The organism is Amphritea balenae (assembly GCF_003858655.1).
GTDB lineage: Bacteria > Pseudomonadota > Gammaproteobacteria > Pseudomonadales > Balneatricaceae > Amphritea > Amphritea balenae.
The window spans coordinates 40242-64003 of record NZ_RQXV01000012.1 but is presented as its reverse complement, the minus strand read 5'-3'; the positions used below and the strand labels follow the sequence as shown (position 1 = coordinate 64003).

Genomic DNA, 23762 nt, shown 5'->3' with positions numbered 1-23762 from the left:
ACTATGGGTCAGAAGGTACATCCAACAGGTATTCGTCTTGGTATTGTTAAAGATCACACTTCTGTGTGGTATGCAGACAAGAACGAATACGCTAATAAGCTGTTGAACGACCTTCAGGTACGTGAGTATCTGGAAGGTCAGTTGAAAGCCGCATCTGTGAGCCGCATCGAAATCGAGCGTCCTGCACAGAATGCTAAAATCACCATTTACACAGCCCGTCCAGGCATCGTAATTGGTAAAAAAGGTGAAGATGTAGAAAAACTGCGTAACGCTGTCTCTAAAATGATGGGCGTTCCGGTTCACATCAACATCGAAGAAATCCGTAAGCCAGATCTGGATGCTAAACTGGTTGCTCAAAGCGTAGCGAGTCAGCTGGAACGTCGTGTTATGTTCCGCCGTGCTATGAAGCGTTCTGTACAGAATGCTATGCGCCAGGGTGCTCAGGGTATCAAGATTCAGGTAGGTGGCCGTTTGGGCGGTGCAGAGATTGCACGTTCTGAATGGTACCGCGAAGGTCGTGTGCCATTGCACACCCTGCGTGCTGATATCGATTACGGTACTTATGAGGCGCATACCACATACGGTGTGCTTGGTATTAAAGTCTGGATCTTCAAAGGTGAGGTTCTGGGTGGCATTGAAGAAGTGCGCGCTCAGAAGAATGCTCAACCTAAGAAGAAAGGTTCAAAGTAGGGGTAATTATCAATGCTGCAACCTAAGAGACTTAAGTTCCGTAAGGTTATGAAAGGCCGCAACCGCGGTCTGGCTGAGCGCGGTAGCGCTGTCAGCTTCGGTGAGATTGCACTGAAAGCTGTCGGTCGTGGTCGCATCACTGCTCGTCAGATTGAGGCTGCTCGTCGTACTATGACTCGTCACGTAAAGCGTGGTGGTAAAATCTGGATCCGTGTTTTCCCAGATAAGCCGATTACCGGCAAGCCACTTGAAGTACGTATGGGTAAAGGTAAGGGTAGTGTTGAATACTGGGTTGCCCAGATCAAGCCAGGTAAAGTTCTGTTCGAAATGAGCGGCGTGCCTGATGATCTAGCAATCGAAGCATTCAACCTGGCATCGGCTAAACTGCCGGTTGCTACCACCATTGTTAAACGGACGGTGATGTGATGAATGCAACTGAACTGCGTGGACAGTCCGCTGAAGAACTACAGCAAACGCTGCTAGGTCTTCTGAAGGATCAGTTCAATCTGCGTATGCAGAAAGCGACTGGTCAGCTGGCTCAGAACCACATGTTGGGTCAAGTGCGTCGCGATATCGCGCGTGTTAAGACCATACTGAATGAGAAAGCAGGTAACTAATGATGGCTGCAGAAAAACGTACACGTACTGTGACCGGTAAAGTTGTCAGCAACAAAGCTGATAAAACTATTACCGTTCTGGTTGAGCGTAAAGAGAAGCACCCGATCTACGGGAAATTCGTAACTCGCTCTACCAAGCTGCATGCGCATGACGAACAGAATGAATGTCAGATGGGTGATACGGTTATTATCGCTGAATCCCGTCCGCTTTCAAAAAGTAAGTCTTGGACGCTAGTTAAGATTGAAGAACAGGCAGTAAAGGTGTAAGATAACGCACCTTTGCTTCTGGCAGGCTATTTTTTAAGCCCGAAAGAGCAAGGAAAATAGTCTGAATTTTGGAGTAAAGACCCATGATTCAAACAGAATCTATGCTTGATGTTGCTGATAACAGCGGCGCCAAGCGAGTACAGTGTATCAAGGTCCTGGGTGGCTCACACCGTCGTTATGCCGGTGTAGGTGACATCATCAAAGTTACTGTTAAGGAAGCAATTCCTCGCGGTAAGGTGAAAAAAGGTCAGGTCCTGAACGCTGTTGTGGTACGTACCCGTAAAGGTGTTCGTCGCCCGGACGGTTCAATAATTCGCTTTGATACTAACTCAGCGGTTCTATTGAACGCCAGTGACGCGCCAATCGGTACTCGTATCTTTGGCCCAGTAACTCGTGAACTTCGTAATGAGAAGTTTATGAAAATCATTTCCCTGGCGCCTGAAGTGCTATAAAGAATCTCGACTTCTAAAGTCAGGATTTATGCAAAAACGCTAAGCTCGTAAGGGCTTGGCGTTTTTAAGCATGAGAGGGTAGTAGGAAAGGATGGATATATAATGCGTAAAATCGTTCGTGACGACGAAGTAATCGTCATCGCAGGTAAAGACAAAGGTAAGCGCGGTAAGGTTCTTAGCGTACTATCTAGCGATCGTCTGATCGTGTCTGGCATCAACATGGTTAAGAAACACACCAAGCCTAACCCTATGATGGGTAAAGCTGGCGGTATCGTAGAGAAAGAAGCAGCGATTGCAGTATCTAACATCGCTATCTTCAACTCGGCTACCGGCAAAGGTGACCGTGTTGGCTTCAAGGTTCTGGAAGATGGTAACAAAGTCCGGATCTTCAAATCCAACGGCGAAGTAATCGCTAAGTAATAGGAGTTGATGCCATGTCTAGACTTAAAACCCTTTATAATGAATCCGTTAAGCTTCAGCTGAAAGATGAGCTGCAAAGCCCTAACGTGATGGCTGTACCTCGTTTGACCAAGATCACCCTGAACATGGGTGTTGGTGAAGCGCTAGGTGATAAGAAGCAGCTGGAAAACGCTGTTGCAGAGATGCAGCAGATCGCTGGTCAGAAACCTGTTGTTACTCTGGCTCGCAAATCAATCGCTGGTTTCAAGGTTCGTGAAGGTTGGCCGATCGGTTGCAAGGTAACACTGCGCGGTGAGCGTATGTGGGAATTCCTTGACCGTCTGGTTGATATTTCCATTCCTCGTATCCGTGACTTCCGTGGTCTGAACCCTAAGTCTTTTGACGGTCGTGGTAACTACAGCATGGGTGTTAAAGAGCAGATCATCTTCCCTGAAATCGAATACGATAAGGTTGATAAGCTGCGTGGTATGGATATTACCATCACCACCACTGCTCGCAATAACGATGAAGGTCGTGCCCTGCTGGCAGCCCTAAACTTCCCATTCAAAAAGTAAGGGTAGAATAATGGCTAAGGAATGTATGAAAGCGCGCGAATCAAAACGCGCAAAAATGGTTGCTAAGTATGCTGAGAAGCGTGCTGCTCTTAAAGCAATCGTTAAAAACCCTGCTTCTTCTGAAGATGAAGTTTGGGATGCACAGGTAGCTCTTCAGAAGCTGCCGCGCGACGCTAACCCGGTTCGCCAGGTACGTCGTTGTCAGGTTACTGGTCGTCCACACGCCGTTTACCGCAAGTTCGGTCTGAGCCGAATTAAATTGCGTGAAGCAGCTATGCGTGGTGATGTTCCGGGTCTGAAAAAAGCAAGTTGGTAAGCATGATGGTCTGGGCAGGGTGATTCGCACCCTGCTACCGCATTACGCTGCACAAAGGAAAATAATCCATGAGTATGCAAGACACTCTTGCGGATATGCTAACGCGTATTCGTAATGGTCATATGGCTGAGAAAACAGCTGTAGCTATGCCTGCTTCCAAAATGAAAGCGTCTGTCGCTGCCGTTTTGAAAGAGGAAGGCTACATTGCTGACTTCGCTGTTGAAGGCGAAGCTAAGCCAGTATTGACTGTTGAATTGAAATACTTCGAAGGCAAGCCGGTTATAGAGTCTATCCAGCGTGTTAGCCGTCCAAGTGTCCGTGTTTACAAGGGCGCGAATGATCTGCCTAAAGTATCTGGCGGTCTGGGCGTGGCTATCATCTCCACCTCTAAAGGTGTGATGACTGACCGTGCTGCTCGTGCTGCCGGTATCGGCGGCGAAGTCATCTGTACGGTATTCTAGGAGCTAGAACTATGTCTCGAGTTGCTAAAAGTCCCGTTGTCCTACCGGCAGGTGTTGAAGCTAAAATTGATGGTCAGACGATCACTGTAAAGGGTAAGAACGGTACCCTGGATCTGTCTGTACACCAGTCTGTAGAAGTAACCAGTGAAGAAAACGTAGTTAAGTTTGCCCCACGCGATGGCGGCAAGTCAGCCAATGCGCTGGCTGGTACTACTCGTTCTCTGGTTAATAACATGGTTGTTGGCGTGAACGCAGGTTTCGAAAAGAAACTGCTGCTTCAGGGTGTTGGTTACCGTGCTGCTGTTAAAGGCGACACACTGAACCTGACTCTGGGTTTCTCACACCCAATCGATTACAAACTTCCTGAAGGCGTTAAAGCTGCTATGGAAGGCCAGACTACTATCGTGCTGAATGCAGCCGATAAACAAGCTCTAGGCCAGGCCGCAGCAGAAATTCGCGCATTCCGTCCACCAGAGCCTTATAAAGGTAAAGGTGTTCGTTACGCTGACGAATATGTTCGCCGTAAAGAAGCTAAGAAGAAGTAAGGTAGGGTCATGAACGATAAGAAAACATCTCGTATTCGCCGTGCCCGCCGTGCTCGTTTCAAGATGCGTGAGCTGGGTGCAGTCCGTCTGTGCGTAACCCGTACTCCTCGCCACATCTATGCGCAGGTAATCTCCGCTGATGGTGGTCAGGTTCTTGCTGCAGCTTCGACTGTAGAGAAGGATCTGCGTAGTGATGCAACTGGTAACTCAGATGCAGCTACTAAGGTTGGCACATTGATCGCTCAGCGTGCGAAAGACGCTGGCGTGACTAAGGTTGCTTTCGACCGTTCTGGTTTTAAATACCATGGACGTGTTAAAGCATTGGCAGATGCAGCCCGTGAAGGCGGCCTGGAATTCTAAGGGGTTTGACAATGGCAAATCACGATCAGAAAGACGGTGACCTGCAAGAGAAACTTGTACAGGTTAACCGTGTTGCCAAAGTAGTTAAGGGTGGTCGTATTTTCGGTTTCACCGCCTTGACTGTTGTTGGTGACGGTAATGGCCGCGTAGGCTTCGGACGTGGTAAAGCACGCGAAGTACCTGTAGCTATTCAAAAAGCAATGGAACAAGCGCGTCGTAACATGATCTCTGTAGATCTGAACGGCACAACTCTGCAATACGCTGTTAAAGCCCGTCACGGTGCTTCTAAAGTGTACATGCAGCCAGCATCTGAAGGTACTGGTGTTATCGCCGGTGGCGCGATGCGTGCTGTACTGGAACTTGCAGGTGTTCACAACGTACTGGCTAAGTGCTACGGCTCTACAAATCCAGTAAACGTTGTTCGCGCAACTATCAATGGTCTGGCTAGCATGACATCTCCTGAAGATGTTGCTGCGAAGCGTGGTAAGGCCGTTGAAGACATTCTGGGGTAATTAGCGATGGCATCTACTCTCAAGGTTACACTTGTACGCAGCACCATCGGTATCCTGCCTAAGCACAAATTGTGCGTGAAGGGTCTTGGTCTGCGCCGTATCGGTCATTCTGTTGAAGTGGAAGATACTCCTTCCGTTCGCGGTATGATCAACAAAGTAAACTACATGGTTCGTGTAGAAGGCGAATAAGGAGTCCGTTATGCGTCTTAATACACTGAGTCCTGCCGAAGGTTCTAAGAGCGCTGCAAAGCGTGTAGGCCGCGGTATTGGTTCCGGCCTGGGTAAAACCGGTGGTCGTGGCCATAAGGGTCAGAAATCCCGCTCAGGCGGTTCAGTTAAGCCAGGTTTCGAAGGTGGTCAAATGCCACTGCAGCGTCGTCTGCCTAAGTTCGGTTTCACCTCTCGTCAGGCTGCATTCGTTGCAGAGATTCGCCTGAATGAGTTGGCAAAAATCGATGCAGATGTTGTTGATCTGGAAGCACTGAAGAAAGCCGATATCATCAAAGACAGCATCAAGCGTGCGCGTGTGATCCTGTCCGGTGAGATCAACAAGGCAGTTACCGTTAAAGGTCTGAAAGTGACCAAAGGCGCGTTGGCTGCAATTGAAGCTGCAGGCGGAAAAGTCGAGGAATAAATGGCTAAGAAAGGACCAGTACCAGCAGGAAATCAAAACGGTTTAGGCGAGCTTAAGTCGCGTCTGCTGTTCGTTCTGATTGCGATCGTTGTATACCGTATCGGTGCACATATTCCGGTACCTGGTATCAATCCTGATCGTCTGGCTCAACTCTTTGATCAGAATCAGGGCACGATCCTGAGTCTGTTCAACATGTTCTCCGGTGGTGCGCTGGAACGTATGAGTATCCTTGCTTTGGGTATCATGCCGTACATTTCAGCATCGATCATCATGCAGCTGATGACTGTTGTCAGTCCGACGCTTGAGCAGTTGAAGAAAGAGGGTGAGGCTGGTCGTCGTAAGATCAATCAGTATACCCGCTACGGTACCGTACTACTGGCTCTAATCCAGTCATTTGGTATGGCCGTAGGCCTGGCTAACCAGGGTGTTGCCTTCAGTACAGGTTTGAGCTTCTACTTTGTAGCAGTTGTTACCCTTGTTGCTGGTGCAGTATTCCTGATGTGGTTGGGCGAGCAGGTTACTGAACGAGGTATCGGTAACGGTATTTCGATTCTGATCTTCGCTGGTATTGTGGCTGGTTTGCCGAGTGCAATCGGTCAGTCCTTTGAATCAGCACGTCAGGGTGATTTGAATATCCTGGCGCTGCTGGCCATTGCTGTGCTAGCGATAGCTACTGTCGGTTTCGTAGTGTTTATGGAGCGCGGTCAACGCCGCATCACTATAAACTATGCGAAGCGTCAGCAGGGGCGTCGTATGTATGCTGCACAGACCAGTCATCTGCCGCTGAAGGTCAACATGGCCGGTGTAATTCCGCCGATCTTCGCTTCAAGTATTTTGCTGTTCCCTGCATCACTTGGCCAATGGTTTGGTCAGACTGAAGGTATGGAATTGCTACAGGATGTCGCATTAGCGCTGGGTCCGGGTCAGCCGTTGTACATCCTGCTGTTTTCTGTGTGTATCATTTTCTTCTGTTATTTCTACACTGCGATTGTATTCAATCCAAAAGATGTAGCCGATAACCTGAAGAAGTCTGGTGCATTCATCCCGGGTATTCGCCCAGGGGAGCAATCTGCTCGGTACATCGATAACGTACTGGGACGCCTGACACTGTTTGGCGCTCTGTACATCACTGCGGTATCTCTGATGCCCCAGTTCCTGGTTGTGGCCTGGAATGTACCTTTCTACTTCGGTGGTACGTCGCTGCTGATCGTAGTTGTTGTTGTGATGGATTTCATGGCACAAGTACAATCGCATCTGATGTCTCACCAGTATGAATCCCTGATGAAGAAGTCGAATCTTAAAGGTGGTGGTGCTGGCCTGCTGCGCTAGCCCCTGCTATTGGAGTTGATCATGAAAGTACGTGCATCTGTAAAGAAAATCTGCCGTAACTGCAAGATCGTACGTCGTAACGGTACTTTGCGGGTTATCTGCAAGGTTGAACCACGACACAAGCAGCGCCAGGGTTAATTAACGCCTGGTCTGGGAGTGGTAGGTGCGAGGCCCTTGATTTATTTTTGATCAGAGGGTAGAATCTCGCGCCTTCCATTAATAGAAGAATCTGCAGTGCCTGTTTATTAAAGCAGGTGACATGCTAATAAGCTGGAGTAAATTGAATGGCCCGTATAGCTGGCGTCAATATTCCTGACAATAAGCATGCGGTAATTTCATTGACTTACATCTTCGGAATTGGCCGCACGACAGCGAAGGACATCTGCTCCACTTGTGGGATTGAAGAATCCACCAAGATTGCAGAGTTGTCAGAAGATCAACTGGATAACGTACGTGGCGTAATTGCTAAGTTAACAGTTGAAGGCGATCTTCGCCGTGAAGTATCCATGAACATCAAACGCTTGATGGATCTGGGCTGTTATCGTGGTCTGCGACATCGTCGTAGTCTGCCTCTACGTGGTCAGCGCACTAAGACTAATGCGCGTACCCGTAAAGGTCCACGAAAGCCAATCCGTAAGTAAGTGGTAAGCGATAGGAATTTCCAGTATGGCTAAGCCAGGTAATCGCACACGTAAGAAGGTTAAAAAGCAGGTTGTTGACGGATTCGCTCACATCCATGCTTCTTTTAATAACACGATCATTACTATTACTGATCGTCAGGGCAATACCCTGAGCTGGGCAACTGCGGGTGGCTCCGGCTTCCGTGGTTCTCGTAAGAGTACACCATTCGCTGCACAGGTTGCTGCGGAACGTGCGGGTGTAGCTGCTCAAGAGTATGGTCTAAAGAATTTAGACGTTTTTGTTAAGGGCCCAGGCCCAGGCCGTGAATCCGCAGTGCGTGCATTGAACGCTTGTGGTTACAAGGTTAACAACATCACGGACGTGACACCGATTCCTCACAACGGTTGTCGTCCACCGAAGAAACGTCGCGTTTAAGCCGGAGACAGTAAGAATATGGCTCGTTATATAGGACCAACATGTAAGCTGTCTCGCCGTGAAGGTACCGACCTTTTCTTGAAGAGTGGCGTGCGCGCCCTGGACAGCAAGTGTAAAGCTGAAGCTGTTCCAGGAGTACACGGTGCTCGTAGAGGTCGTTTATCTGACTACGGTCTACAGCTTCGTGAAAAACAGAAAGTTCGTCGTACTTACGGCGTTCTTGAAAAGCAATTCCGCAGCTACTACAAGGAAGCTGCCCGTCGCTCTGGAGCGACTGGTACTAACCTTCTTCAGCTGCTGGAAGGGCGTCTAGACAATGTTGTCTATCGTATGGGCTTTGGATCTACTCGTGCAGAAGCACGTCAGGTAGTTTCTCATCGCCAGATTACGGTTAACGGTCAGTCTGTAAACATCCCGTCTTTCCAGGTTAAAGCTGGTGACGTGGTTGCAGTACGTGAAAAGTCAAAAACTCAGCTGCGTATTAAAGGCGCACTTGAGCTGGCTTCTCAGCGTACCGCTGTTGAGTGGGTAGAAGTAGATACTGCGAAGATGGAAGGAACTTTCAAGTCCCTGCCAGAGCGTAGCGATCTGTCTGCCGACATCAACGAGCAGCTGATTGTCGAACTGTACTCTAAGTAATAATTGACTTCTTAATTGGTGGAACTATGCAGCGTTCAGTTAACGAGTTTCTAAGTCCGCGTCATATTGACGTTCAGGAAATTAGTACTACTCGTGCAAAAGTTACTCTAGAACCACTGGAGCGCGGTTTTGGTCATACGCTGGGTAATGCGCTACGCCGTATCCTTCTCTCTTCAATGCCTGGCTGTGCCATCACTGAAGTAGAGATCGAAGGTGTACTGCATGAGTACAGCACCATCGAAGGTGTGCAGGAAGACGTTATCGAAATCCTGCTTAACCTGAAGGGTGTTGCGGTTGCGCTACATAATGGCGACGAAGTTACCCTGACTCTGTCAAAAAGCGAAGCGGGTCCTGTTACTGCAGCTGATATTCAGCTGAACCAGGACGTTGAAATCGCTAATCCAGAGCATGTCATCGCTCATCTGAGCGAAGGTGCAAGCCTTAACATGCAACTGAAGATCGCTCGCGGCCGTGGCTATGTGCCAGCTGACGCGCGTGTATCTGAAGAAGACGAGTCTCGTACTATCGGCCGTTTGCTGCTTGATGCTACCTATAGCCCAGTCAAACTGGTGTCTTATGTAGTAGAAAGTGCACGTGTAGAGCAGCGCACCGACCTGGATAAGTTGGTTATTGACATTGAATCCAATGGTACTATCGATCCAGAAGAATGCATTCGTCGCGCTGCTACTATCTTGCAGCAGCAGCTGGCTGTATTTGTAGATCTGGAAGGTGGTAAGGATCAGGTTAACGATGAGCCGGAAGAGCCAGAGATCGATCCGATCCTGCTTCGTCCGGTTGATGATCTGGAGCTGACTGTACGTTCCGCCAACTGTCTGAAGGCAGAGCAGATCTACTATATCGGTGACCTGATTCAGCGTACCGAAGTAGAACTGCTTAAGACTCCGAACTTAGGTAAGAAATCGCTAACCGAGATCAAGGACGTTTTGGCGTCTAAAGGTCTGTCGCTTGGAATGCGCCTGGAAAACTGGCCTCCTGCGAGCATCAGAAACGACGATAAAGTCGCTTCCTGATCTGCGGTTTTAAACCTAACAGTTTGGCAAGGATATAAAGATGCGTCATCGTAAATCAGGTCGTCACTTTAATCGTACAAGTGCGCACCGTAAAGCAATGTTCAAGAACATGGCTGTAAGCCTGTTCGAACATGAGCTTATCAAGACCACGCTGCCTAAAGCTAAAGAGCTGCGTCGTGTTGCTGAGCCTCTGATCACACTGGCAAAGGTTGACTCGGTTGCAAACCGTCGTCTGGCTTTCGCCCGTACTCGCAGCAAAGAAGCTGTTGGTAAACTGTTTAATGAACTGGGTCCTCGTTACGAGGGTCGTCCAGGCGGTTACATCCGCATCCTGAAGTGTGGTTACCGTACTGGTGACAACGCGCCGATGGCTTTTGTTGAGCTAGTTGACCGTCCAGCTGATGCAGTTGCGGTAGAAGATTCTGAAGATTAATCTCTTCGCCTCTTAAAAAAACCCGGCTTATGCCGGGTTTTTTATTGTCTGTAAAAAGTGCAATACAGAACCATGCATGTCTTCGCTTCCAAAGACGGCTTGTTAGTGCATTACATTCAGTCAGTAGCGAGTAAAAGGCCTAAAAAAACACCCAAAAGGGTGTTTTTTGTTTCTAACCTAACGGCTAGTAAACGCTAAAGGGGCGAATACTAGTCGGCGTTAAGTCATTCTGTTTGCTTGTTTATTTAAGGCTGAACAAGCATCGGTTTCAGGAATTGCCCGGTATAGGACTTAGGCTCTTCGGCAACCTCCTCCGGTGTACCGGTTGCGATGATCTCGCCACCTTTAATGCCACCTTCAGGACCCAGGTCGACGATCCAGTCGGCTGTTTTGATTACATCCAGATTGTGTTCGATAACGACGATAGTGTTGCCGTGATCTCTTAGGCGATTTAGTACGTTGAGTAGTTGCTGAATATCATAGAAGTGTAGACCGGTAGTCGGCTCATCCAGGATATAAAGGGTCTTACCTGTATCGCGCTTACTCAGCTCTTTGGCCAGTTTAACCCGCTGGGCTTCACCGCCGGACAGTGTGGTGGCTGCCTGGCCTAAGCGGATATAGGACAAGCCTACGTCGATCAGGGTCTGTAGTCGGCGTGACAGCGCTGGGATGGCATCAAAGAACTCCCGGCCATCTTCAACCGTCATCTCCAGTACCTGATCGATGCTTTTACCCTTGTACTTCACTTCCAGGGTTTCACGATTGTAGCGTTTACTCTTACAGACGTCGCAAGGTACATAGATATCAGGTAGGAAGTGCATCTCTACCTTGATAACACCGTCGCCCTGACAGGCTTCGCAGCGTCCACCTTTAACGTTAAAACTAAATCGACCTGGCTTATAGCCGCGTGAGCGGGCTTCTTGTGTGCCGGCAAAGAGTTCACGAATCGGGGTGAAGATCCCTGTGTAGGTGGCCGGATTAGAACGCGGAGTGCGACCGATCGGGCTCTGATCAATATCGATTACTTTATCCAGCTGTTTAATGCCCTCAAGCTCGCGATACGGTGACGCATCGAGTGTTGTGGCATTGTTCAGCTCAGTAGCTGCTAGTGGGTAAAGGGTGCTATTGATCAGGGTAGATTTACCTGAGCCCGAAACGCCGGTGACACAGGTCATCAAACCCAGGGGGATATCCAGATTGACATTGTTCAGGTTATTACCCGACGCGCCATGCAGTTTTAACCAGCGGCCATCTGGGATATTTCTTTTTTGTGGTACTTCAATTTTACGCCGCCCGGACAGATAGTCAGCGGTCATCGACTTCTCGGACTTTAACAGCTCTTTAGGTGTACCCTGGGCGATAATTTCGCCACCGTGAACGCCGGCTCCCGGACCGATATCGATAACGTAATCGGCCAGGCGAATGGCATCTTCATCGTGCTCAACGACGATGACAGTGTTGCCCAGGTCTCGCAGGTGGATCAGTGTGCTGAGTAAGCGTTCGTTATCGCGCTGGTGCAGGCCAATCGACGGTTCGTCTAGAATATACATCACGCCGACTAAGCCGGCGCCTATCTGGCTGGCCAGTCGTATACGCTGGGCTTCACCACCGGATAGCGTGTCTGCGCTACGTTCAAGAGACAGATAATCAAGCCCGACATTAACCAGAAATTCGAGTCGCAGACGTATCTCTTTGAGAACTTTTTCGGCTATTTCACCCTGTTTACCTGTCAGGTGTAAGCCATCAAAGTAGTCACAGCTATCTCCGATTGATAGCTTTACAATCTCTGGCAGGGTCTTGTTATCGATGAATACGTGGCGGGCATCCCGGCGCAACCGGCTACCATCACATGAAGGGCACTCTTGCATGTTGATATATTTAGCCAGATCTTCCCGAACCATATCCGATTCTGTCTCACGATAGCGGCGTGAAAGGTTGTTGATAACACCTTCAAACGGATGGGATTTGCTAATGACGTCGCCGCGGTCATTCAGATAGCGAAAGGCGACAGACTCTTTGCCGCTGCCGTGCAGGATAGCATTCTGCTGTTTGCCGCTGAGCTTTGAAAATGGCGTGTCCATATCAAAGCCATAATGCTCAGCTACGGCCTTCAGCTGTTGAAAATAGTATAGTGCGCGACGATCCCAGCCACGGATAGCCCCCTCTGAAAGTGTCAGGCTATTGTCGTGTACAACTTTTTTAGGATCGAAAAATTGTTTAACGCCCAGCCCGTCGCATGCTGAACAGGCGCCATGGGGGTTGTTGAATGAGAATAGCCGCGGTTCTAGCTCCTGGATACTGTGACCGCAGGTTGGACAGGCAAAGCGGGCAGAGAAAACCAGATCGTCACCATCGCCGTCCATGTAACTGATCGTGGCAATACCGTCGGCCATGTTCAATGCGGTTTCAAATGATTCAGCCAGTCGAATCTGAAGATCGCCACGCACTTTAAACCGATCGACCACCGCCTCAATGTTGTGCTTCTTATTTTTATCTAACTCGGGAATGCTGTCGATATCACAGACAATGCCATTGACGCGGGCGCGAACAAACCCCTGAGCTTTTAGTTCACTTATGGTATGTAAGTGCTCACCTTTGCGGCCTTGAATAATTGGGGCCAGTAGCATCAGTTTAGTGCCTTCAGGCAGTTCTAATGCCTGATCTACCATCTGGCTGACTGTCTGTGCGGCTAAAGGCAGGTCATGATCGGGGCAGCGAGGCTCACCAGCCCGGGCGTACAGCAAACGCAGATAGTCGTATATCTCGGTAATTGTTCCCACCGTGGAGCGGGGGTTATGTGAGGTAGACTTCTGCTCAATAGAGATTGCTGGTGAGAGACCTTCAATATGGTCTACATCAGGCTTTTCCATCATCGAAAGAAACTGACGGGCATAGGTCGAGAGAGATTCTACATAGCGCCTTTGTCCCTCCGCATAAAGGGTATCAAACGCCAGTGACGACTTTCCTGAACCAGATAATCCAGTAATAACAACCAGTTTATCCCGTGGGATTTCCAAGTCGATATTCTTCAGATTATGGGTTCTTGCGCCACGAACCAGTATCTTGTCCATCGGTATTTCCGTGTCAGATGTAAAAGGACTAATTATAAAGATTTATGCTCTTCATCAACACCTGAACTGGATATTTTAGCGGTATATTTATGATATGCTGTGACTCATTACAGAGACCGGCTTAATTAACTGGTCTGATGAGAAAAAATTAAGACTTTCGGAGAGATCAATGGCACGCGGTGTTAATAAAGTCATTCTGGTTGGTAACCTGGGTAACGACCCTGAAACTAAATATATGCCGAGCGGCAATGCCGTAACTAACATCACCGTTGCGACCTCTGAATCCTGGAAGGATAAGCAGACCGGCCAGCAGCAGGAACGTACTGAGTGGCATCGGGTAGTTTTCTTCAATCGTCTGGCCGAAATTGCCGGTGAATACCTGCGTAAAGGTTCTAAAGTTTACCTGGAAGGTTCTTTGCGTACCCGTAAATGGCAAGACCAGCAAGGGCAGGATCGTTACACGACTGAGATCGTTGCAGGCGAAATGCAGATGTTGGATAGCCGGGGTGAAGGTGGTTTCCAGCAGCAAGGTCAGGGCGGATATCAGCAACAAGCTCCGCAACAGCAAGCACCACAGCAGCAAGGTGGTTATCAGCAGCAGGCGCCGCAACAGCAACAGGCCCCACAGCAGCAATATCAGCCTAAGCCGCAACAGCAGCAACAGGCTCCGCAGCAGCCATATCAGCAGCCGAAGCAAAACGCCGCACCTCAGGCTGCACCGGGAATGGATGACTTTGATGATGATATCCCGTTCTAAGGTATAGCTTAGATCGATTTTGATAAAACCCCGCTATTGCGGGGTTTTCTGTGTTTGAAGGGCGGTTTCGTATTGGTAATCTTAGCGGTTGTGGTATCGTTGAGATTTGGGAGCCTACGAACAAGTCCCGAACGCCTCTGGCTTTCAGAGCGATTCAAGTTCAAGGCAGCGATTGCAGGCATGCTGGTTGCCTGTCGAAAATTGTTAACGAAGAATTTGGGTCGCTCTGACAGCCCCGTAGGGTGGGCACTAAAACGACTTTCTGCTTTGTCTGGCAGCTTGAAAAGGACTCGTCATTCCACTGCGCTGCCTTTCGCGCATCAAGCCGTTTTATTGCCCACAGAGAAAATCCGGGACTTATTCGCAGGTTCCCTAGTCTGAATATTTGGAGTTTTTGAATAATGGAGCAGGATTTTCTGACCACGCCGGCCAGGATATTAATTACCGGTGCTGATGGCCAGATCGGGTATTTCCTTAATCAGGCAGCAGTAACGGATCCGTTTTTTTCGGTCGTTGCGCTCACTGATCATGAATTTGATATAAGTGACCCTGAACAGGTGCAGCGGCAGCTGGATTTGCATATGCCTGATTACGTGATCAATACCACTGGATTTAATACCGTTGACCGGGCCGGGACTCAGTCTGAGCGCTGTGTGGCACTGAATACTGATGGTGTTGAAAATCTTGCCTTAGCTTGCGGTGACCTCTCTATACCTCTGTTTCATCTATCTTCTGATTATGTATTTGATGGGCATTATGAAAGTGGCTATACCGAAGAAGATCAGGCCAGCCCGCTTGGATTGTATGGCGAGACTAAATGGCAGGGTGAAGAGCGATTGCGTACCGCCTTACCTCAGCATGTGATTCTTCGGGTTAGCTGGGTGTTCAGTACGGTAGGTGATAACTATATGCGCCGCTCACTGCAGCAAGCGCGGGAGCAGAAGTGTATCAGCGCTGTAGATGATCGGCGTGGTTGTCCTACTTCTGCAACTGATATTGCGCGTGTCATCATGGCGATGTTAAAGCAGTTGCATAACGGTGCTGAAAACTGGGGTACCTATCATTACTGTGGTGCTGAAGTGACCTCCCGTTATGGGTTTACAGAAGCGGTTCTGGCTGCGGCGAGTCAGTATGAAAAACTTAAAGCTGAAGAGCTTAAACCTATCAGCTCATCTGAACTCTGTAGTGATGCAGAACGCCCGGCATCTTCGGTACTGGTGTGCACCAAATTGCTCAATAACTTTGGCATTCGTCAGATTCCCTGGCGCAGTGAGCTGGTTGTGATGATTCGTGAACAGTATCAGAACGAAGAATTCACTGAGTCGGTCTGACTCAGTGGTGTGTTTTACTATTCGGTTTTTATCTTAGTATTACAGCAGCCAGGGCCATGGATAATGGCTCAGGGCGACCCATACGATGTAGCCTGCAGTGGTTAATGCCAGCATTAACGCCAGTATTCGCATGGCTTTGGTTTTGCCGCGTTTCAGCGCAATAGTTCCCAGTAGAATATAAGCGATCAGGGCAAATAGTTTTGCCGTCAGCCAGCTCTGGCTGAAGGGATACTGACTGAGCAGAATAGTCAGAGCGATGGCGCTAGCGAGCAGGAGTGTATCAACGATGTGTGGCAGAATTCTGACCCAGCGTTGCTGTAAAATATGTGAATCCGTTAGCATCCAGTAACCTCTTATTGAGAAAAAAAGAATGCTGATAGCGGCGCAGGTCATATGGGTATGCTTAAGTACCATATACATCGTAGATAAACTCACTTAATTTTTGTTGAATAACCGATTAAAATGATCGGGTATATTTTTGCTCAAATAGCTTTTGGATGCCAGTTCTGAAATGAAAGATAACCATGCCGATACCCATATAAATAACTTGGCAGACCAGCTGGTCGACCGCTTTGGTCGTCGGGTTGAGTATGTTCGTCTTTCTGTAACCGATCGTTGCGACTTTCGTTGTGTTTACTGTATGGCGGAAGAGATGCAGTTTCTGCCGCGCAATGAAGTATTGTCACTGGAGGAGTTATATCAGGTCTCCCGGGCGTTTGTTGAGCTGGGTGTTAACAAGATCCGCCTGACCGGCGGCGAGCCTTTGGTGCGTAAAGGAATATTGGGTCTGATCGAACAGCTAGGGCAGCTGCCTGCTGAACTGTTAATAACAACTAATGGCTCTCAGTTGCCGGTCATGGCGAACGATCTTAAGCGGTTGGGTGTCGATCGTCTGAATATAAGCCTGGATAGTCTACAGGCTGACAAATTTAAGCGTTTAACCCGTACCGGAAAGCTAAATCAGGTGCTTGAGGGTATTGATGCGGCGATAGCTGCAGGATTTGAGCGGATAAAGCTCAATGCTGTAGTGCTAAAAGGTCGTAACGATGACGAAGTACTGGACCTGGTGGAGTTTGCTCGGCACAAGGGCGTAGATATTACCTTTATTGAAGAGATGCCGCTGGGAGCTATTACTGAGCATGACCGGGAAGAAGCTTATTGTTCAAGTGATGAGTTGCATCAGATTATATCCCAGCGTTATGATCTGATTGATTCAACTGAAAAAACCGGTGGACCTTCCCATTATTATCGGATGCCAGACAGCGATAGTCGGGTTGGCTTTATCTCACCCCATAGTCATAACTTTTGTAGTGAATGTAATCGGGTGCGGATGACTGTAGAGGGGCGGCTGCTGCTGTGTTTGGGTAATGAGCACTCGATGGATCTGCGTCAGGTGATGCGTGATCATCCCGATAATATTGAAGTACTTAAACAGCATATGATTCAGGCGATGGATCTGAAACCCGAGCAGCACCATTTTGATCTGTCTGAAGAGCAACCTCAGATTGTTCGCTTTATGAATATGACCGGTGGATAGTCATTCCTTGTCAAAATTTACTTTGAATCAAAAAAGTATCATTCTGCGCTGAAATTATTCCCTTCTCCCTGTAAAATACCGGCTTTTCTTAGTGCCTTTGGAGGCAGAATGTCAGCCAGTGCTGTAAATGATCCTTATCAGAACATCCGGCCTTACCATGATAATGAAGTGGGCGATGTCCTGAACCGGCTGATTCGCGATGACGAACTGATTTCGGCGATTACACGTTATCAGTTTCCTCGTACGGCAAGTGCCTTTGGTTGGCTACTTAAACCGATGGTGCGAATCTTTCTGGCACAGAAAACAGATGATATAGAAAGTGTCCAGGATTTCCAGAATCTGGTTGCCGGCTATATGTCGAAGATGATCGCCCGCAGTACAACTAAGTTGAGCTGTACAGGCTATGAAAATCTTGATCCTGATGAGGCTTATCTGTTTGTTTCCAATCATCGCGATATTGCGATGGACCCTGCATTTGTAAACTGGGTTATGTATCAGAATAAGCTGGATACGTTGCGTATCGCTATCGGCGATAACTTACTGCGTAAGCCCTATGTTTCTGATCTGATGCGATTAAATAAAAGCTTTATCGTTAATCGTTCGGCAAAAGGTCGGGCCGTACTGACGGCGTTAGGGCAGTTGTCATCGTATATCGATCACTCTCTGGTGCATGATGAAGCCAGTATCTGGATTGCGCAGCGAGAAGGGCGGGCCAAAGACGGTAACGATGTCACCGATCCTGCGATTCTGAAAATGTTTTATATGGCGCACCGTAAGCAGCGCTCTTTTGAGGAATTTCTGGAGCGGGTTAAGATAGTACCCGTATCTATCTCATATGAATTTGATCCCTGTGACCGGGCTAAAGCCCTTGAGCTAGCTGCAAAGCGGCAGGATGGAAATTATGAGAAGTCACAGTTTGAAGACATCGAGAGTATCGTCGCAGGAATTACTGGCGAGAAAGGGCATGTGCATGTGGCCTTTGGCGATGTGATTACCGGTATTGATAATCCCGATGAGCTGGCGGTGGAGATCGATCGTCAGATTATTAATAATTACTATCTACATCCGTCAAACCTGATAGCGGCAGGTGTAGATTCTGCTGAGATTTCTGATGCAGATCGTCAGGCATTTGAATCCCGGGTAGAAGGTCTGGATGCCACCGCAGCAGAAATTCTGCAGCAGATGTATGCTAATCCAGTACTTAATAAAAACAGACAACAGGAGGCAGCATGAGCCGTCTGACCCATATTGATGAAAATGGCCACGCCAACATGGTGGATGTGTCTGAAAAATCAGTCACTACCCGTGAAGCGGTTGCCCAGGCGGTTGTGACTATGCTGCCGGAAACCCTGCAGATGATCACCGCTGGTGAGCATAAGAAGGGTGATGTATTGGCAGTTGCCCGTATCGCAGGTATTCAGGCGGCTAAACGCTGTTCTGATCTGATTCCATTGTGCCATCCGCTGATGTTGAGCAAAGTAACTGTTGAGCTTGAGCCCCGGGAAGAGAGCAATACGGTGCTGATTACCGCTACCTGTAAGCTTGCCGGTCAGACTGGCGTAGAGATGGAAGCATTGACGGCAGCATCGGTTGCCGGACTGACTATCTATGATATGTGTAAAGCGGTGGATAAGGGGATGATTATCTCCGATGTGAAGCTGTTAGAAAAGAAAGGTGGTAAGAGTGGCCATTACAAGGTGGACGCTTGAAGCCCTCTGTAGAATCGGCAGCCAATGTCGAACAGGAAAGTAATCAGGCTATGACTAATAAACCCTCTGCTTTGTTGTATCTTCGGGCGACGCTTTTTTATATTGGCTTTTATCCGGTTACCCTGGTCTTTGCCGCTTTCTGTGTGATGGTTGGCTGGGCGCTGCCGTTTCGACCACGCTTTAAGTTATTCACGCTGATGAACTACTTTTCCATGTTTTGGTTGCGGCTGTGTTGCGGCGTAAAGTATCGGATTGAAGGTCGTGAAAATTTGCCAAAAGAGGGTGCTTACGTGGTGGTGGCAAATCACTCCAGTGAGTGGGAAACATTGTTCCTTCAAACCCTGATTCGTCCGCAAAGTGCGGTCTTAAAGAAGGAGTTATTGAAGATACCTTTCTTTGGTTGGGCGTTAGGGATGTTGCAACCGATCGCGCTGGATCGAAGTAAGCGTCGGGGGGCGTTGAAGCAGTTGCTAACCGAGGGTAAGGCGCGTCTGGAAGATGATATTAATGTGGTTATTTTCCCTCAGGGCACGCGGGTTGAAACAGGCAAGTTGGGTAAGTTTAATAAAGGTGGCGCGATGCTCGCTGCCAGTGCCCAGGTAGCGGTGGTGCCTTTGGCGCATGATGCGGGTCTGTTCTGGCCAGGTAAGAGTTACGTTAAGTATCCGGGTACGATAACGGTCAGAGTAGGTAAGCCGGTAGCTTCAGTGGATCGAAGTGTTGATGAGATTCATACCGATTCTGTCGGTTGGCTTGAAGCACAGATGTATGATCTTAAGGTTGTTGATAAGTAGTCTGTTGCCAATAGTCAGATAATAAAAAACCCGCCATTTGGCGGGTTTTTTATTTTAGCTAGAGGATCAGCCTTCGAACTTCTGGAATACCAGGGTCGAGTTAGTGCCGCCGAAACCGAAGCTGTTAGACATAACACGTTGCAGGTCAACGTTGTCTTTTCGCTCAGTTACGATTGGCAGGCCTTGCGCTTCAGGGTCCAGTTCTTCTACGTTGGCTGAAGCACAGATGAACTTGTTTTCCATCATCAGCAGGCTGTAGATCGCTTCCTGAACACCAGTGGCGCCCAGAGAGTGGCCAGTCAGTGACTTGGTAGAGCTTACCGGAGGCATATCTGCACCGAAGGTTTCTTTCATTGCCTTCAGTTCCTGAATGTCGCCAGCAGGAGTCGATGTGCCGTGAGAGTTGATGTAATCAATGTTGCCATCAACAGTGCTCATCGCCTGTTTCATGCAGCGCAGCGCGCCTTCGCCTGATGGAGCAACCATGTCGTAGCCATCTGATGTAGCACCGTAGCCAACCAGCTCACCGTAAATCTTGGCACCACGCGCCTGAGCGTGTTCCAGATCTTCCAGTACCAACATGCCACCGCCGCCAGCGATAACGAAACCGTCACGGTTTGCATCGTAAGCGCGGGATGCTTTTTCAGGTGTGTCGTTATATTTGCTGGACAGAGCACCCATCGCATCAAACATGACGCTCAGGGACCAGTGTAGTTCTTCGCCGCCGCCGGCAAAGACGATGTCCTGTTTACCTAGCTGAATCTGTTCCATCGCATTGCCGATACAGTGGGCGCTGGTAGCGCAGGCAGAGGTGATGGAATAGTTAACGCCTTTGATCTTAAAAGGGGTTGCCAGACAAGCGGATACCGTACTACCCATAGTGCGGGTTACGCGGTAAGGTCCTACGCGACGTACGCCTTTGGTGCGCAGGATATCGGCTGTTTCAACGATATCAGCAGATGATGCGCCGCCAGAACCTGCAATCAGGCCGGTGCGTACATTGGAAACCTGATCTTCTGTCAGACCAGCATCTTTGATCGCCTGATCCATAGACAGGTAAGCGTATGCAGCAGCATCACCCATAAAGCGAACCAGTTTACGATCGATCAGGCTGGTGTAATCCAGATCAACGCTACCAGCTACCTGGCTGCGAAAGCCCATTTCTTTGTATTCTTCCTGAAACTTGATGCCTGAACGGCCCTGTTGCAGTGAATCCAAAACGGTTTCTTTGTCTGTGCCCAGGCAAGATACGATGCCCATTCCGGTAACAACGACACGTCTCATAGGATGCCCTCTTTAAAAATTATTTGATCGGTACAGCTGATCAGCTGCCTGACTGGCAGGCAGCACTCGATCAGAAGCTATCGGTAGATACGAACAGACCAACACGCAGATCTTTAGCAGTGTAGATCTCGCGGCCGTCAACGGAAACGGAGCCATCAGCGATGCCCATTACCAGTTTGCGTTCGATAACGCGTGACAGGTCGATGCGGTATGTTACTTTCTTTGCGGTAGGCAGAATCTGACCGGTGAATTTAACTTCGCCTGATCCCAGAGCACGACCGCGGCCTTTGTTGCCACGCCAGCCCAAATAGAAGCCTACGATCTGCCACATAGCGTCAAGTCCCAGACAACCAGGCATAACCGGGTCAGTTGGGAAGTGGCAGTCGAAGAACCACAAGTCAGGATGGATATCCAACTCAGCTTCAATATAGCCTTTGCCATATTTACCGCCTTCGCCGGTGATCATTGTTATACGGTCCATCATCAGCATATTGCCAACTGGCAGACGGGCATTGCCCTCGCCAAACATTTCGCCGTTACCGCACTGAAGAAGTTCTTCTCGATTAAATGAGGAAGGTTTTGTCATTTGAGCTGTATATCCACTGTTTTTTTAGCCAAAATATCAGGCAATTATACCGGGTTAGTCGGCCAGTATCACGACTTCTGTCATCAAAAACGGAAAATTCCGGTAGATAACAGCATTTTTTCGGAGATTCTTAGCAATGCAGAGTGAATTTTGGCATGAGCGCTGGCAGACCGGGCGTATCGGTTTTCACCTTGATCGGGTTAATCCTTTTTTACAAAATTACTGGTCACAAATGACAACCTCTGGAAAGGGGCAGGTGTTGGTGCCGCTATGTGGTAAGAGTCTCGATATGCTTTGGTTGCGTGAACAGGGTCATGACGTGATAGGGGTGGAGTTGAGTGAACTGGCCTGTAATGAGTTCTTTAGTGCGCAAGGGGTCGATGTATCAGTTGCCTGCAATGCTGACTTCTCGGTGCGTGAAGTTGATGGGTTAGCGCTTTGGTGTGGTGATTTTTTTAAGTTGCCCGAGAGTTGTTATGACAATGTGAACTGGGTTTATGACCGTGCTGCACTGATCGCTTTGCCTGCAGAGATGCGTCAGCAATATGCGGCTGAGTTAAAGCTGAAATTACCAACAGGGGTGTCAGTGTTGTTGGTAACCCTGGAGTTTGAATCGGCTGAAGGGCCACCGTTCTCGGTATCTGAAACCGAGGTACGAGCGCTTTATGAAGGTCGCTTTAGCGTTAAGCGGCTGGCGGCTGAGCAGATGGAAGGTCGTGGTGGGCGCCAGGAAATTGAAAGCGTGTATCTGTTGCGCGATCGTTAAATTCAGCGCTAATTAATGACTAAGCGTACAAAAAAAACGCGCCATGATCAGGGCGCGTTTTTTATTGCTGCTGTCAGCTGTTTAGCTTTTACGCTTAACGGCCAGATCTGCTAGCTGAATCAGTGTGGTTTTAAAGGATGAGTCGGGCAGTGCATCCAGTACTTTAATGGCTTTATCCGCTTCTGCATATGCAGTGTTGCGAGAGTAATCGATAGAGCCTGTTGCGTGAACGATATCCATAATGGGTTGCAGGTCTTCCAGGCCGCCTTTGCGAATAGCCTGGCGAATCAGCTGGCGTTGTTCTTCATTGCCTTCACGCATCGCATGGATCAATGGCAGGGTTGCTTTGCCTTCGGCAAGGTCATCGCCAACATTCTTGCCCATCTCTTCTGCTGTGCTCAGGTAATCCATCACATCATCAATGATCTGGAAAGCGATACCTATGTGGCGGCCATAAAGACGCAGGGCTTCTTGCTGTTCTTTTTCTGCACCGGACAAAATAGCGCCGGCTTCGGTGGCGGCTTCAAACAGCATTGCTGTTTTCCCCAGAATTACCTGCATGTAAGCATCTTCTGTGGTGTCCGGGTTTTTGGCATTCAGCAACTGCAGTACTTCGCCTTCAGCGATGATGTTGGTTGCATTGGAGATAACTTCCATAATCTCCATGTTGCGAATTTCAACCATGATCTGAAACGCACGGGAATATAGGAAGTCACCCACCAGGACGCTGGGGGCGTTGCCCCATTTTGCGTTGGCGGTATCGTTGCCGCGCCGCAGGTCGGAGTTATCCACAACGTCATCATGTAGCAGGGTTGCGGTATGAATAAACTCAATAACCGCTGCCAGCGAGATATGATGCTCGCCTTTATAGCCTGCTGCATTAGCCGCCAGTAATACTAATAAAGGACGGATACGTTTGCCGCCACTTTCGACGATGTAATGACCGATTTTTTCAACCAAAGGTACACCTGAGTGTAAGTGGTTGATTATATAGTCGTTTACCGCTTCAAATTGCGGCTCGATGATTGGATTTAACTGATGTGGCAGCATGGGAACTGAGTACTGTCTCTCTGAAAATGTATGGCGCATGCTAGGGGGTGCGTATCCGGGTGTCAAGAAAGTAGAACTATATCTGTGTTTGTACTTGAGTCAGGACAACTGTTTCTATATAATCTCGCGCCCTAACCCATCCAAATTCGCTCCCTACCATATGGTTCAACCATTAAAAGTAGGCGTCTTATTCTTAGTAGCAGGCTGGGTTTTAAACTGGAGATTAAAATGTACGCAGTAATTGTGAGCGGCGGTAAGCAATACCGAGTTCAGGAAGGTCATACGCTAAAACTGGAAAAGCTGGCTGTAGAAGCTGGTTCTAACGTTGAGTTTGATCGTGTTTTGCTGGTAGCTAATGGCGATGATGTTAAAATCGGCGCGCCAGTAGTTGAAGGTGCCAAGGTTACAGCTGAGGTTGTTAGCCATGGTCGCGCTAAGAAAGTTCATATCATGAAGTTCAAGCGTCGTAAGCACCACATGAAGCAGATGGGTCACCGTCAGCATTACACCGAAGTTAAAATCACAGGCATCAACGCCTAAGACTGTTTGATAGGAGAGTGAA

34 protein-coding genes are annotated in these 23762 nt (G+C 48.7%); 29 read left to right on the top strand and 5 right to left on the bottom strand.

What is annotated here, in order from left to right; translation table 11 throughout:
- Window positions 1-3: 3 nt before the first annotated feature.
- The 21 genes from rpsC (at window position 4) to rplQ (ending at window position 10315) form a co-directional block, all read left to right on the top strand.
- Complete coding sequence (rpsC, locus tag EHS89_RS17875) at window positions 4-690, top strand: 30S ribosomal protein S3 (protein WP_124927540.1); 687 nt, start codon at window positions 4-6, stop codon at window positions 688-690.
- Window positions 691-702: 12 nt separating this feature from the next.
- A complete protein-coding gene (gene rplP, locus EHS89_RS17870) occupies window positions 703-1116 on the top strand; it encodes a 50S ribosomal protein L16 (RefSeq protein ID WP_124927539.1) in 414 nt (137 codons plus the stop codon).
- A complete protein-coding gene (gene rpmC, locus EHS89_RS17865) occupies window positions 1116-1307 on the top strand; it encodes a 50S ribosomal protein L29 (RefSeq protein WP_124927538.1) in 192 nt (63 codons plus the stop codon). Before rplP ends, rpmC begins: the two co-directional genes overlap by 1 nt.
- Window positions 1308-1309: 2 nt before the next feature.
- Window positions 1310-1573: a 30S ribosomal protein S17 gene (gene rpsQ / locus EHS89_RS17860; RefSeq protein WP_040404870.1), complete on the top strand. Its 264-nt coding sequence runs from the start codon at window positions 1310-1312 to the stop codon at window positions 1571-1573.
- Between the two features lie 83 nt (window positions 1574-1656).
- Window positions 1657-2025 carry a 50S ribosomal protein L14 gene (rplN, locus tag EHS89_RS17855; RefSeq protein ID WP_124927537.1) on the top strand — a complete coding sequence of 123 codons (369 nt, stop codon included), beginning with the start codon at window positions 1657-1659 and terminating at the stop codon, window positions 2023-2025.
- Window positions 2026-2127: 102 nt separating this feature from the next.
- Window positions 2128-2445: a 50S ribosomal protein L24 gene (rplX, locus tag EHS89_RS17850; RefSeq protein WP_124927536.1), complete on the top strand. Its 318-nt coding sequence runs from the start codon at window positions 2128-2130 to the stop codon at window positions 2443-2445.
- Between the two features lie 14 nt (window positions 2446-2459).
- Window positions 2460-2999 carry a 50S ribosomal protein L5 gene (gene rplE, locus EHS89_RS17845; RefSeq protein WP_124927535.1) on the top strand — a complete coding sequence of 180 codons (540 nt, stop codon included), beginning with the start codon at window positions 2460-2462 and terminating at the stop codon, window positions 2997-2999.
- Between the two features lie 10 nt (window positions 3000-3009).
- Window positions 3010-3315, top strand: coding sequence for a 30S ribosomal protein S14 (rpsN, locus tag EHS89_RS17840; protein WP_124927534.1), 306 nt, complete (start codon window positions 3010-3012; stop codon window positions 3313-3315).
- 68 nt (window positions 3316-3383) lie between these two features.
- Complete coding sequence (gene rpsH / locus EHS89_RS17835; protein WP_124927533.1) at window positions 3384-3776, top strand: 30S ribosomal protein S8; 393 nt, start codon at window positions 3384-3386, stop codon at window positions 3774-3776.
- A gap of 11 nt (window positions 3777-3787) precedes the next feature.
- Window positions 3788-4321, top strand: a complete 534-nt coding sequence (gene rplF / locus EHS89_RS17830) for a 50S ribosomal protein L6 (RefSeq protein WP_124927532.1) — start codon at window positions 3788-3790, stop codon at window positions 4319-4321.
- A 9-nt stretch (window positions 4322-4330) separates the two neighbouring features.
- A complete protein-coding gene (gene rplR / locus EHS89_RS17825) occupies window positions 4331-4681 on the top strand; it encodes a 50S ribosomal protein L18 (protein WP_124927531.1) in 351 nt (116 codons plus the stop codon).
- An 11-nt stretch (window positions 4682-4692) separates the two neighbouring features.
- Window positions 4693-5193, top strand: coding sequence for a 30S ribosomal protein S5 (gene rpsE, locus EHS89_RS17820; RefSeq protein ID WP_124927530.1), 501 nt, complete (start codon window positions 4693-4695; stop codon window positions 5191-5193).
- 6 nt (window positions 5194-5199) lie between these two features.
- On the top strand, window positions 5200-5382 hold the full coding sequence (gene rpmD, locus EHS89_RS17815) for a 50S ribosomal protein L30 (RefSeq protein WP_019622834.1): 183 nt from the start codon (window positions 5200-5202) through the stop codon (window positions 5380-5382).
- A gap of 10 nt (window positions 5383-5392) precedes the next feature.
- On the top strand, window positions 5393-5827 hold the full coding sequence (rplO, locus tag EHS89_RS17810; protein ID WP_124927529.1) for a 50S ribosomal protein L15: 435 nt from the start codon (window positions 5393-5395) through the stop codon (window positions 5825-5827).
- A complete protein-coding gene (gene secY, locus EHS89_RS17805) occupies window positions 5828-7156 on the top strand; it encodes a preprotein translocase subunit SecY (RefSeq protein ID WP_124927528.1) in 1329 nt (442 codons plus the stop codon).
- Window positions 7157-7177: 21 nt separating this feature from the next.
- Window positions 7178-7294, top strand: a complete 117-nt coding sequence (rpmJ, locus tag EHS89_RS17800; RefSeq protein ID WP_083935407.1) for a 50S ribosomal protein L36 — start codon at window positions 7178-7180, stop codon at window positions 7292-7294.
- Window positions 7295-7440: 146 nt separating this feature from the next.
- The gene (gene rpsM, locus EHS89_RS17795; RefSeq protein ID WP_124927527.1) at window positions 7441-7797 is read left to right on the top strand and encodes a 30S ribosomal protein S13; all 357 of its coding nucleotides are present in this window, start codon (window positions 7441-7443) and stop codon (window positions 7795-7797) included.
- Between the two features lie 25 nt (window positions 7798-7822).
- Window positions 7823-8212 carry a 30S ribosomal protein S11 gene (gene rpsK, locus EHS89_RS17790; RefSeq protein ID WP_019622838.1) on the top strand — a complete coding sequence of 130 codons (390 nt, stop codon included), beginning with the start codon at window positions 7823-7825 and terminating at the stop codon, window positions 8210-8212.
- A gap of 18 nt (window positions 8213-8230) precedes the next feature.
- Window positions 8231-8851, top strand: coding sequence for a 30S ribosomal protein S4 (rpsD, locus tag EHS89_RS17785; protein WP_124927526.1), 621 nt, complete (start codon window positions 8231-8233; stop codon window positions 8849-8851).
- A gap of 26 nt (window positions 8852-8877) precedes the next feature.
- A complete protein-coding gene (locus tag EHS89_RS17780; protein WP_124927525.1) occupies window positions 8878-9882 on the top strand; it encodes a DNA-directed RNA polymerase subunit alpha in 1005 nt (334 codons plus the stop codon).
- 40 nt (window positions 9883-9922) lie between these two features.
- On the top strand, window positions 9923-10315 hold the full coding sequence (rplQ, locus tag EHS89_RS17775; protein WP_124927524.1) for a 50S ribosomal protein L17: 393 nt from the start codon (window positions 9923-9925) through the stop codon (window positions 10313-10315).
- A 245-nt stretch (window positions 10316-10560) separates the two neighbouring features.
- On the opposite strand, the gene uvrA is transcribed toward rplQ, so the two are convergent.
- Window positions 10561-13386 carry an excinuclease ABC subunit UvrA gene (gene uvrA / locus EHS89_RS17770; RefSeq protein ID WP_124927523.1) on the bottom strand — a complete coding sequence of 942 codons (2826 nt, stop codon included), beginning with the start codon at window positions 13384-13386 and terminating at the stop codon, window positions 10561-10563.
- 169 nt (window positions 13387-13555) lie between these two features.
- On the opposite strand from uvrA, the gene ssb reads away from it, so the two are divergent.
- Both ssb and rfbD read left to right on the top strand, forming a co-directional pair.
- Window positions 13556-14143, top strand: a complete 588-nt coding sequence (gene ssb / locus EHS89_RS17765) for a single-stranded DNA-binding protein (RefSeq protein WP_124927522.1) — start codon at window positions 13556-13558, stop codon at window positions 14141-14143.
- Window positions 14144-14544: 401 nt separating this feature from the next.
- Window positions 14545-15474, top strand: coding sequence for a dTDP-4-dehydrorhamnose reductase (gene rfbD / locus EHS89_RS17760; protein ID WP_124927521.1), 930 nt, complete (start codon window positions 14545-14547; stop codon window positions 15472-15474).
- 39 nt (window positions 15475-15513) lie between these two features.
- Here the strand turns inward: rfbD and EHS89_RS17755 are convergent, their stop codons facing one another.
- The gene (locus tag EHS89_RS17755) at window positions 15514-15888 is read right to left on the bottom strand and encodes a SirB2 family protein (protein WP_268239407.1); all 375 of its coding nucleotides are present in this window, start codon (window positions 15886-15888) and stop codon (window positions 15514-15516) included.
- Window positions 15889-15985: 97 nt separating this feature from the next.
- On the opposite strand from EHS89_RS17755, the gene moaA reads away from it, so the two are divergent.
- The 4 genes from moaA to EHS89_RS17735 all read left to right on the top strand — a co-directional run bounded on the left by moaA (window position 15986) and on the right by EHS89_RS17735 (window position 19514).
- On the top strand, window positions 15986-17011 hold the full coding sequence (moaA, locus tag EHS89_RS17750) for a GTP 3',8-cyclase MoaA (protein WP_188885298.1): 1026 nt from the start codon (window positions 15986-15988) through the stop codon (window positions 17009-17011).
- Window positions 17012-17119: 108 nt separating this feature from the next.
- Entirely contained in the window at window positions 17120-18244 is a 1125-nt protein-coding gene (locus tag EHS89_RS17745; protein WP_124927519.1) for a 1-acyl-sn-glycerol-3-phosphate acyltransferase, read from the top strand.
- Complete coding sequence (gene moaC / locus EHS89_RS17740; RefSeq protein ID WP_124927518.1) at window positions 18241-18720, top strand: cyclic pyranopterin monophosphate synthase MoaC; 480 nt, start codon at window positions 18241-18243, stop codon at window positions 18718-18720. The genes EHS89_RS17745 and moaC overlap by 4 nt, the downstream gene beginning before the upstream one ends.
- On the top strand, window positions 18717-19514 hold the full coding sequence (locus EHS89_RS17735) for a lysophospholipid acyltransferase family protein (RefSeq protein ID WP_124927517.1): 798 nt from the start codon (window positions 18717-18719) through the stop codon (window positions 19512-19514). The genes moaC and EHS89_RS17735 overlap by 4 nt, the downstream gene beginning before the upstream one ends.
- A gap of 66 nt (window positions 19515-19580) precedes the next feature.
- On the opposite strand, the gene fabB is transcribed toward EHS89_RS17735, so the two are convergent.
- Together fabB and fabA are read right to left on the bottom strand one after the other, a co-directional pair.
- A complete protein-coding gene (gene fabB, locus EHS89_RS17730) occupies window positions 19581-20798 on the bottom strand; it encodes a beta-ketoacyl-ACP synthase I (protein WP_124927516.1) in 1218 nt (405 codons plus the stop codon).
- A 70-nt stretch (window positions 20799-20868) separates the two neighbouring features.
- Window positions 20869-21384, bottom strand: coding sequence for a bifunctional 3-hydroxydecanoyl-ACP dehydratase/trans-2-decenoyl-ACP isomerase (gene fabA, locus EHS89_RS17725; protein ID WP_124927515.1), 516 nt, complete (start codon window positions 21382-21384; stop codon window positions 20869-20871).
- Between the two features lie 136 nt (window positions 21385-21520).
- Here fabA and EHS89_RS17720 point away from each other — a divergent pair, with 136 nt between their 5' ends.
- Entirely contained in the window at window positions 21521-22150 is a 630-nt protein-coding gene (locus EHS89_RS17720) for a thiopurine S-methyltransferase (RefSeq protein ID WP_124927514.1), read from the top strand.
- An 81-nt stretch (window positions 22151-22231) separates the two neighbouring features.
- On the opposite strand, the gene ispB is transcribed toward EHS89_RS17720, so the two are convergent.
- The gene (ispB, locus tag EHS89_RS17715; RefSeq protein WP_124927608.1) at window positions 22232-23200 is read right to left on the bottom strand and encodes an octaprenyl diphosphate synthase; all 969 of its coding nucleotides are present in this window, start codon (window positions 23198-23200) and stop codon (window positions 22232-22234) included.
- A 228-nt stretch (window positions 23201-23428) separates the two neighbouring features.
- Here ispB and rplU point away from each other — a divergent pair, with 228 nt between their 5' ends.
- Window positions 23429-23740, top strand: a complete 312-nt coding sequence (gene rplU, locus EHS89_RS17710) for a 50S ribosomal protein L21 (protein ID WP_124927513.1) — start codon at window positions 23429-23431, stop codon at window positions 23738-23740.
- Window positions 23741-23762 lie beyond the last annotated feature (22 nt).

Coding starts and splice junctions, on each gene's coding strand:
- rplF (WP_124927532.1), top strand. CDS start 3,788: ATGTCTCGAGTTGCTAAAAGTCCCGTTGTCCTACCGGCAGGTGTTGAA.
- rpsM (WP_124927527.1), top strand. CDS start 7,441: ATGGCCCGTATAGCTGGCGTCAATATTCCTGACAATAAGCATGCGGTA.
- fabB (WP_124927516.1), bottom strand. CDS start 20,798: ATGAGACGTGTCGTTGTTACCGGAATGGGCATCGTATCTTGCCTGGGC.
- rpsK (WP_019622838.1), top strand. CDS start 7,823: ATGGCTAAGCCAGGTAATCGCACACGTAAGAAGGTTAAAAAGCAGGTT.
- moaA (WP_188885298.1), top strand. CDS start 15,986: ATGAAAGATAACCATGCCGATACCCATATAAATAACTTGGCAGACCAG.
- rpsE (WP_124927530.1), top strand. CDS start 4,693: ATGGCAAATCACGATCAGAAAGACGGTGACCTGCAAGAGAAACTTGTA.
- EHS89_RS17755 (WP_268239407.1), bottom strand. CDS start 15,888: ATGGTACTTAAGCATACCCATATGACCTGCGCCGCTATCAGCATTCTT.
- rfbD (WP_124927521.1), top strand. CDS start 14,545: ATGGAGCAGGATTTTCTGACCACGCCGGCCAGGATATTAATTACCGGT.
- rplX (WP_124927536.1), top strand. CDS start 2,128: ATGCGTAAAATCGTTCGTGACGACGAAGTAATCGTCATCGCAGGTAAA.
- ispB (WP_124927608.1), bottom strand. CDS start 23,200: ATGCTGCCACATCAGTTAAATCCAATCATCGAGCCGCAATTTGAAGCG.
- rpmJ (WP_083935407.1), top strand. CDS start 7,178: ATGAAAGTACGTGCATCTGTAAAGAAAATCTGCCGTAACTGCAAGATC.
- rpsD (WP_124927526.1), top strand. CDS start 8,231: ATGGCTCGTTATATAGGACCAACATGTAAGCTGTCTCGCCGTGAAGGT.
- rplE (WP_124927535.1), top strand. CDS start 2,460: ATGTCTAGACTTAAAACCCTTTATAATGAATCCGTTAAGCTTCAGCTG.
- EHS89_RS17780 (WP_124927525.1), top strand. CDS start 8,878: ATGCAGCGTTCAGTTAACGAGTTTCTAAGTCCGCGTCATATTGACGTT.
- rpsH (WP_124927533.1), top strand. CDS start 3,384: ATGAGTATGCAAGACACTCTTGCGGATATGCTAACGCGTATTCGTAAT.
- rpsC (WP_124927540.1), top strand. CDS start 4: ATGGGTCAGAAGGTACATCCAACAGGTATTCGTCTTGGTATTGTTAAA.
- rplU (WP_124927513.1), top strand. CDS start 23,429: ATGTACGCAGTAATTGTGAGCGGCGGTAAGCAATACCGAGTTCAGGAA.
- EHS89_RS17745 (WP_124927519.1), top strand. CDS start 17,120: ATGTCAGCCAGTGCTGTAAATGATCCTTATCAGAACATCCGGCCTTAC.
- rplP (WP_124927539.1), top strand. CDS start 703: ATGCTGCAACCTAAGAGACTTAAGTTCCGTAAGGTTATGAAAGGCCGC.
- uvrA (WP_124927523.1), bottom strand. CDS start 13,386: ATGGACAAGATACTGGTTCGTGGCGCAAGAACCCATAATCTGAAGAAT.
- rpmD (WP_019622834.1), top strand. CDS start 5,200: ATGGCATCTACTCTCAAGGTTACACTTGTACGCAGCACCATCGGTATC.
- secY (WP_124927528.1), top strand. CDS start 5,828: ATGGCTAAGAAAGGACCAGTACCAGCAGGAAATCAAAACGGTTTAGGC.
- rplR (WP_124927531.1), top strand. CDS start 4,331: ATGAACGATAAGAAAACATCTCGTATTCGCCGTGCCCGCCGTGCTCGT.
- EHS89_RS17720 (WP_124927514.1), top strand. CDS start 21,521: ATGCAGAGTGAATTTTGGCATGAGCGCTGGCAGACCGGGCGTATCGGT.
- moaC (WP_124927518.1), top strand. CDS start 18,241: ATGAGCCGTCTGACCCATATTGATGAAAATGGCCACGCCAACATGGTG.
- rplN (WP_124927537.1), top strand. CDS start 1,657: ATGATTCAAACAGAATCTATGCTTGATGTTGCTGATAACAGCGGCGCC.
- rpsN (WP_124927534.1), top strand. CDS start 3,010: ATGGCTAAGGAATGTATGAAAGCGCGCGAATCAAAACGCGCAAAAATG.
- rplQ (WP_124927524.1), top strand. CDS start 9,923: ATGCGTCATCGTAAATCAGGTCGTCACTTTAATCGTACAAGTGCGCAC.
- rpsQ (WP_040404870.1), top strand. CDS start 1,310: ATGGCTGCAGAAAAACGTACACGTACTGTGACCGGTAAAGTTGTCAGC.
- fabA (WP_124927515.1), bottom strand. CDS start 21,384: ATGACAAAACCTTCCTCATTTAATCGAGAAGAACTTCTTCAGTGCGGT.
- ssb (WP_124927522.1), top strand. CDS start 13,556: ATGGCACGCGGTGTTAATAAAGTCATTCTGGTTGGTAACCTGGGTAAC.
- rplO (WP_124927529.1), top strand. CDS start 5,393: ATGCGTCTTAATACACTGAGTCCTGCCGAAGGTTCTAAGAGCGCTGCA.
- rpmC (WP_124927538.1), top strand. CDS start 1,116: ATGAATGCAACTGAACTGCGTGGACAGTCCGCTGAAGAACTACAGCAA.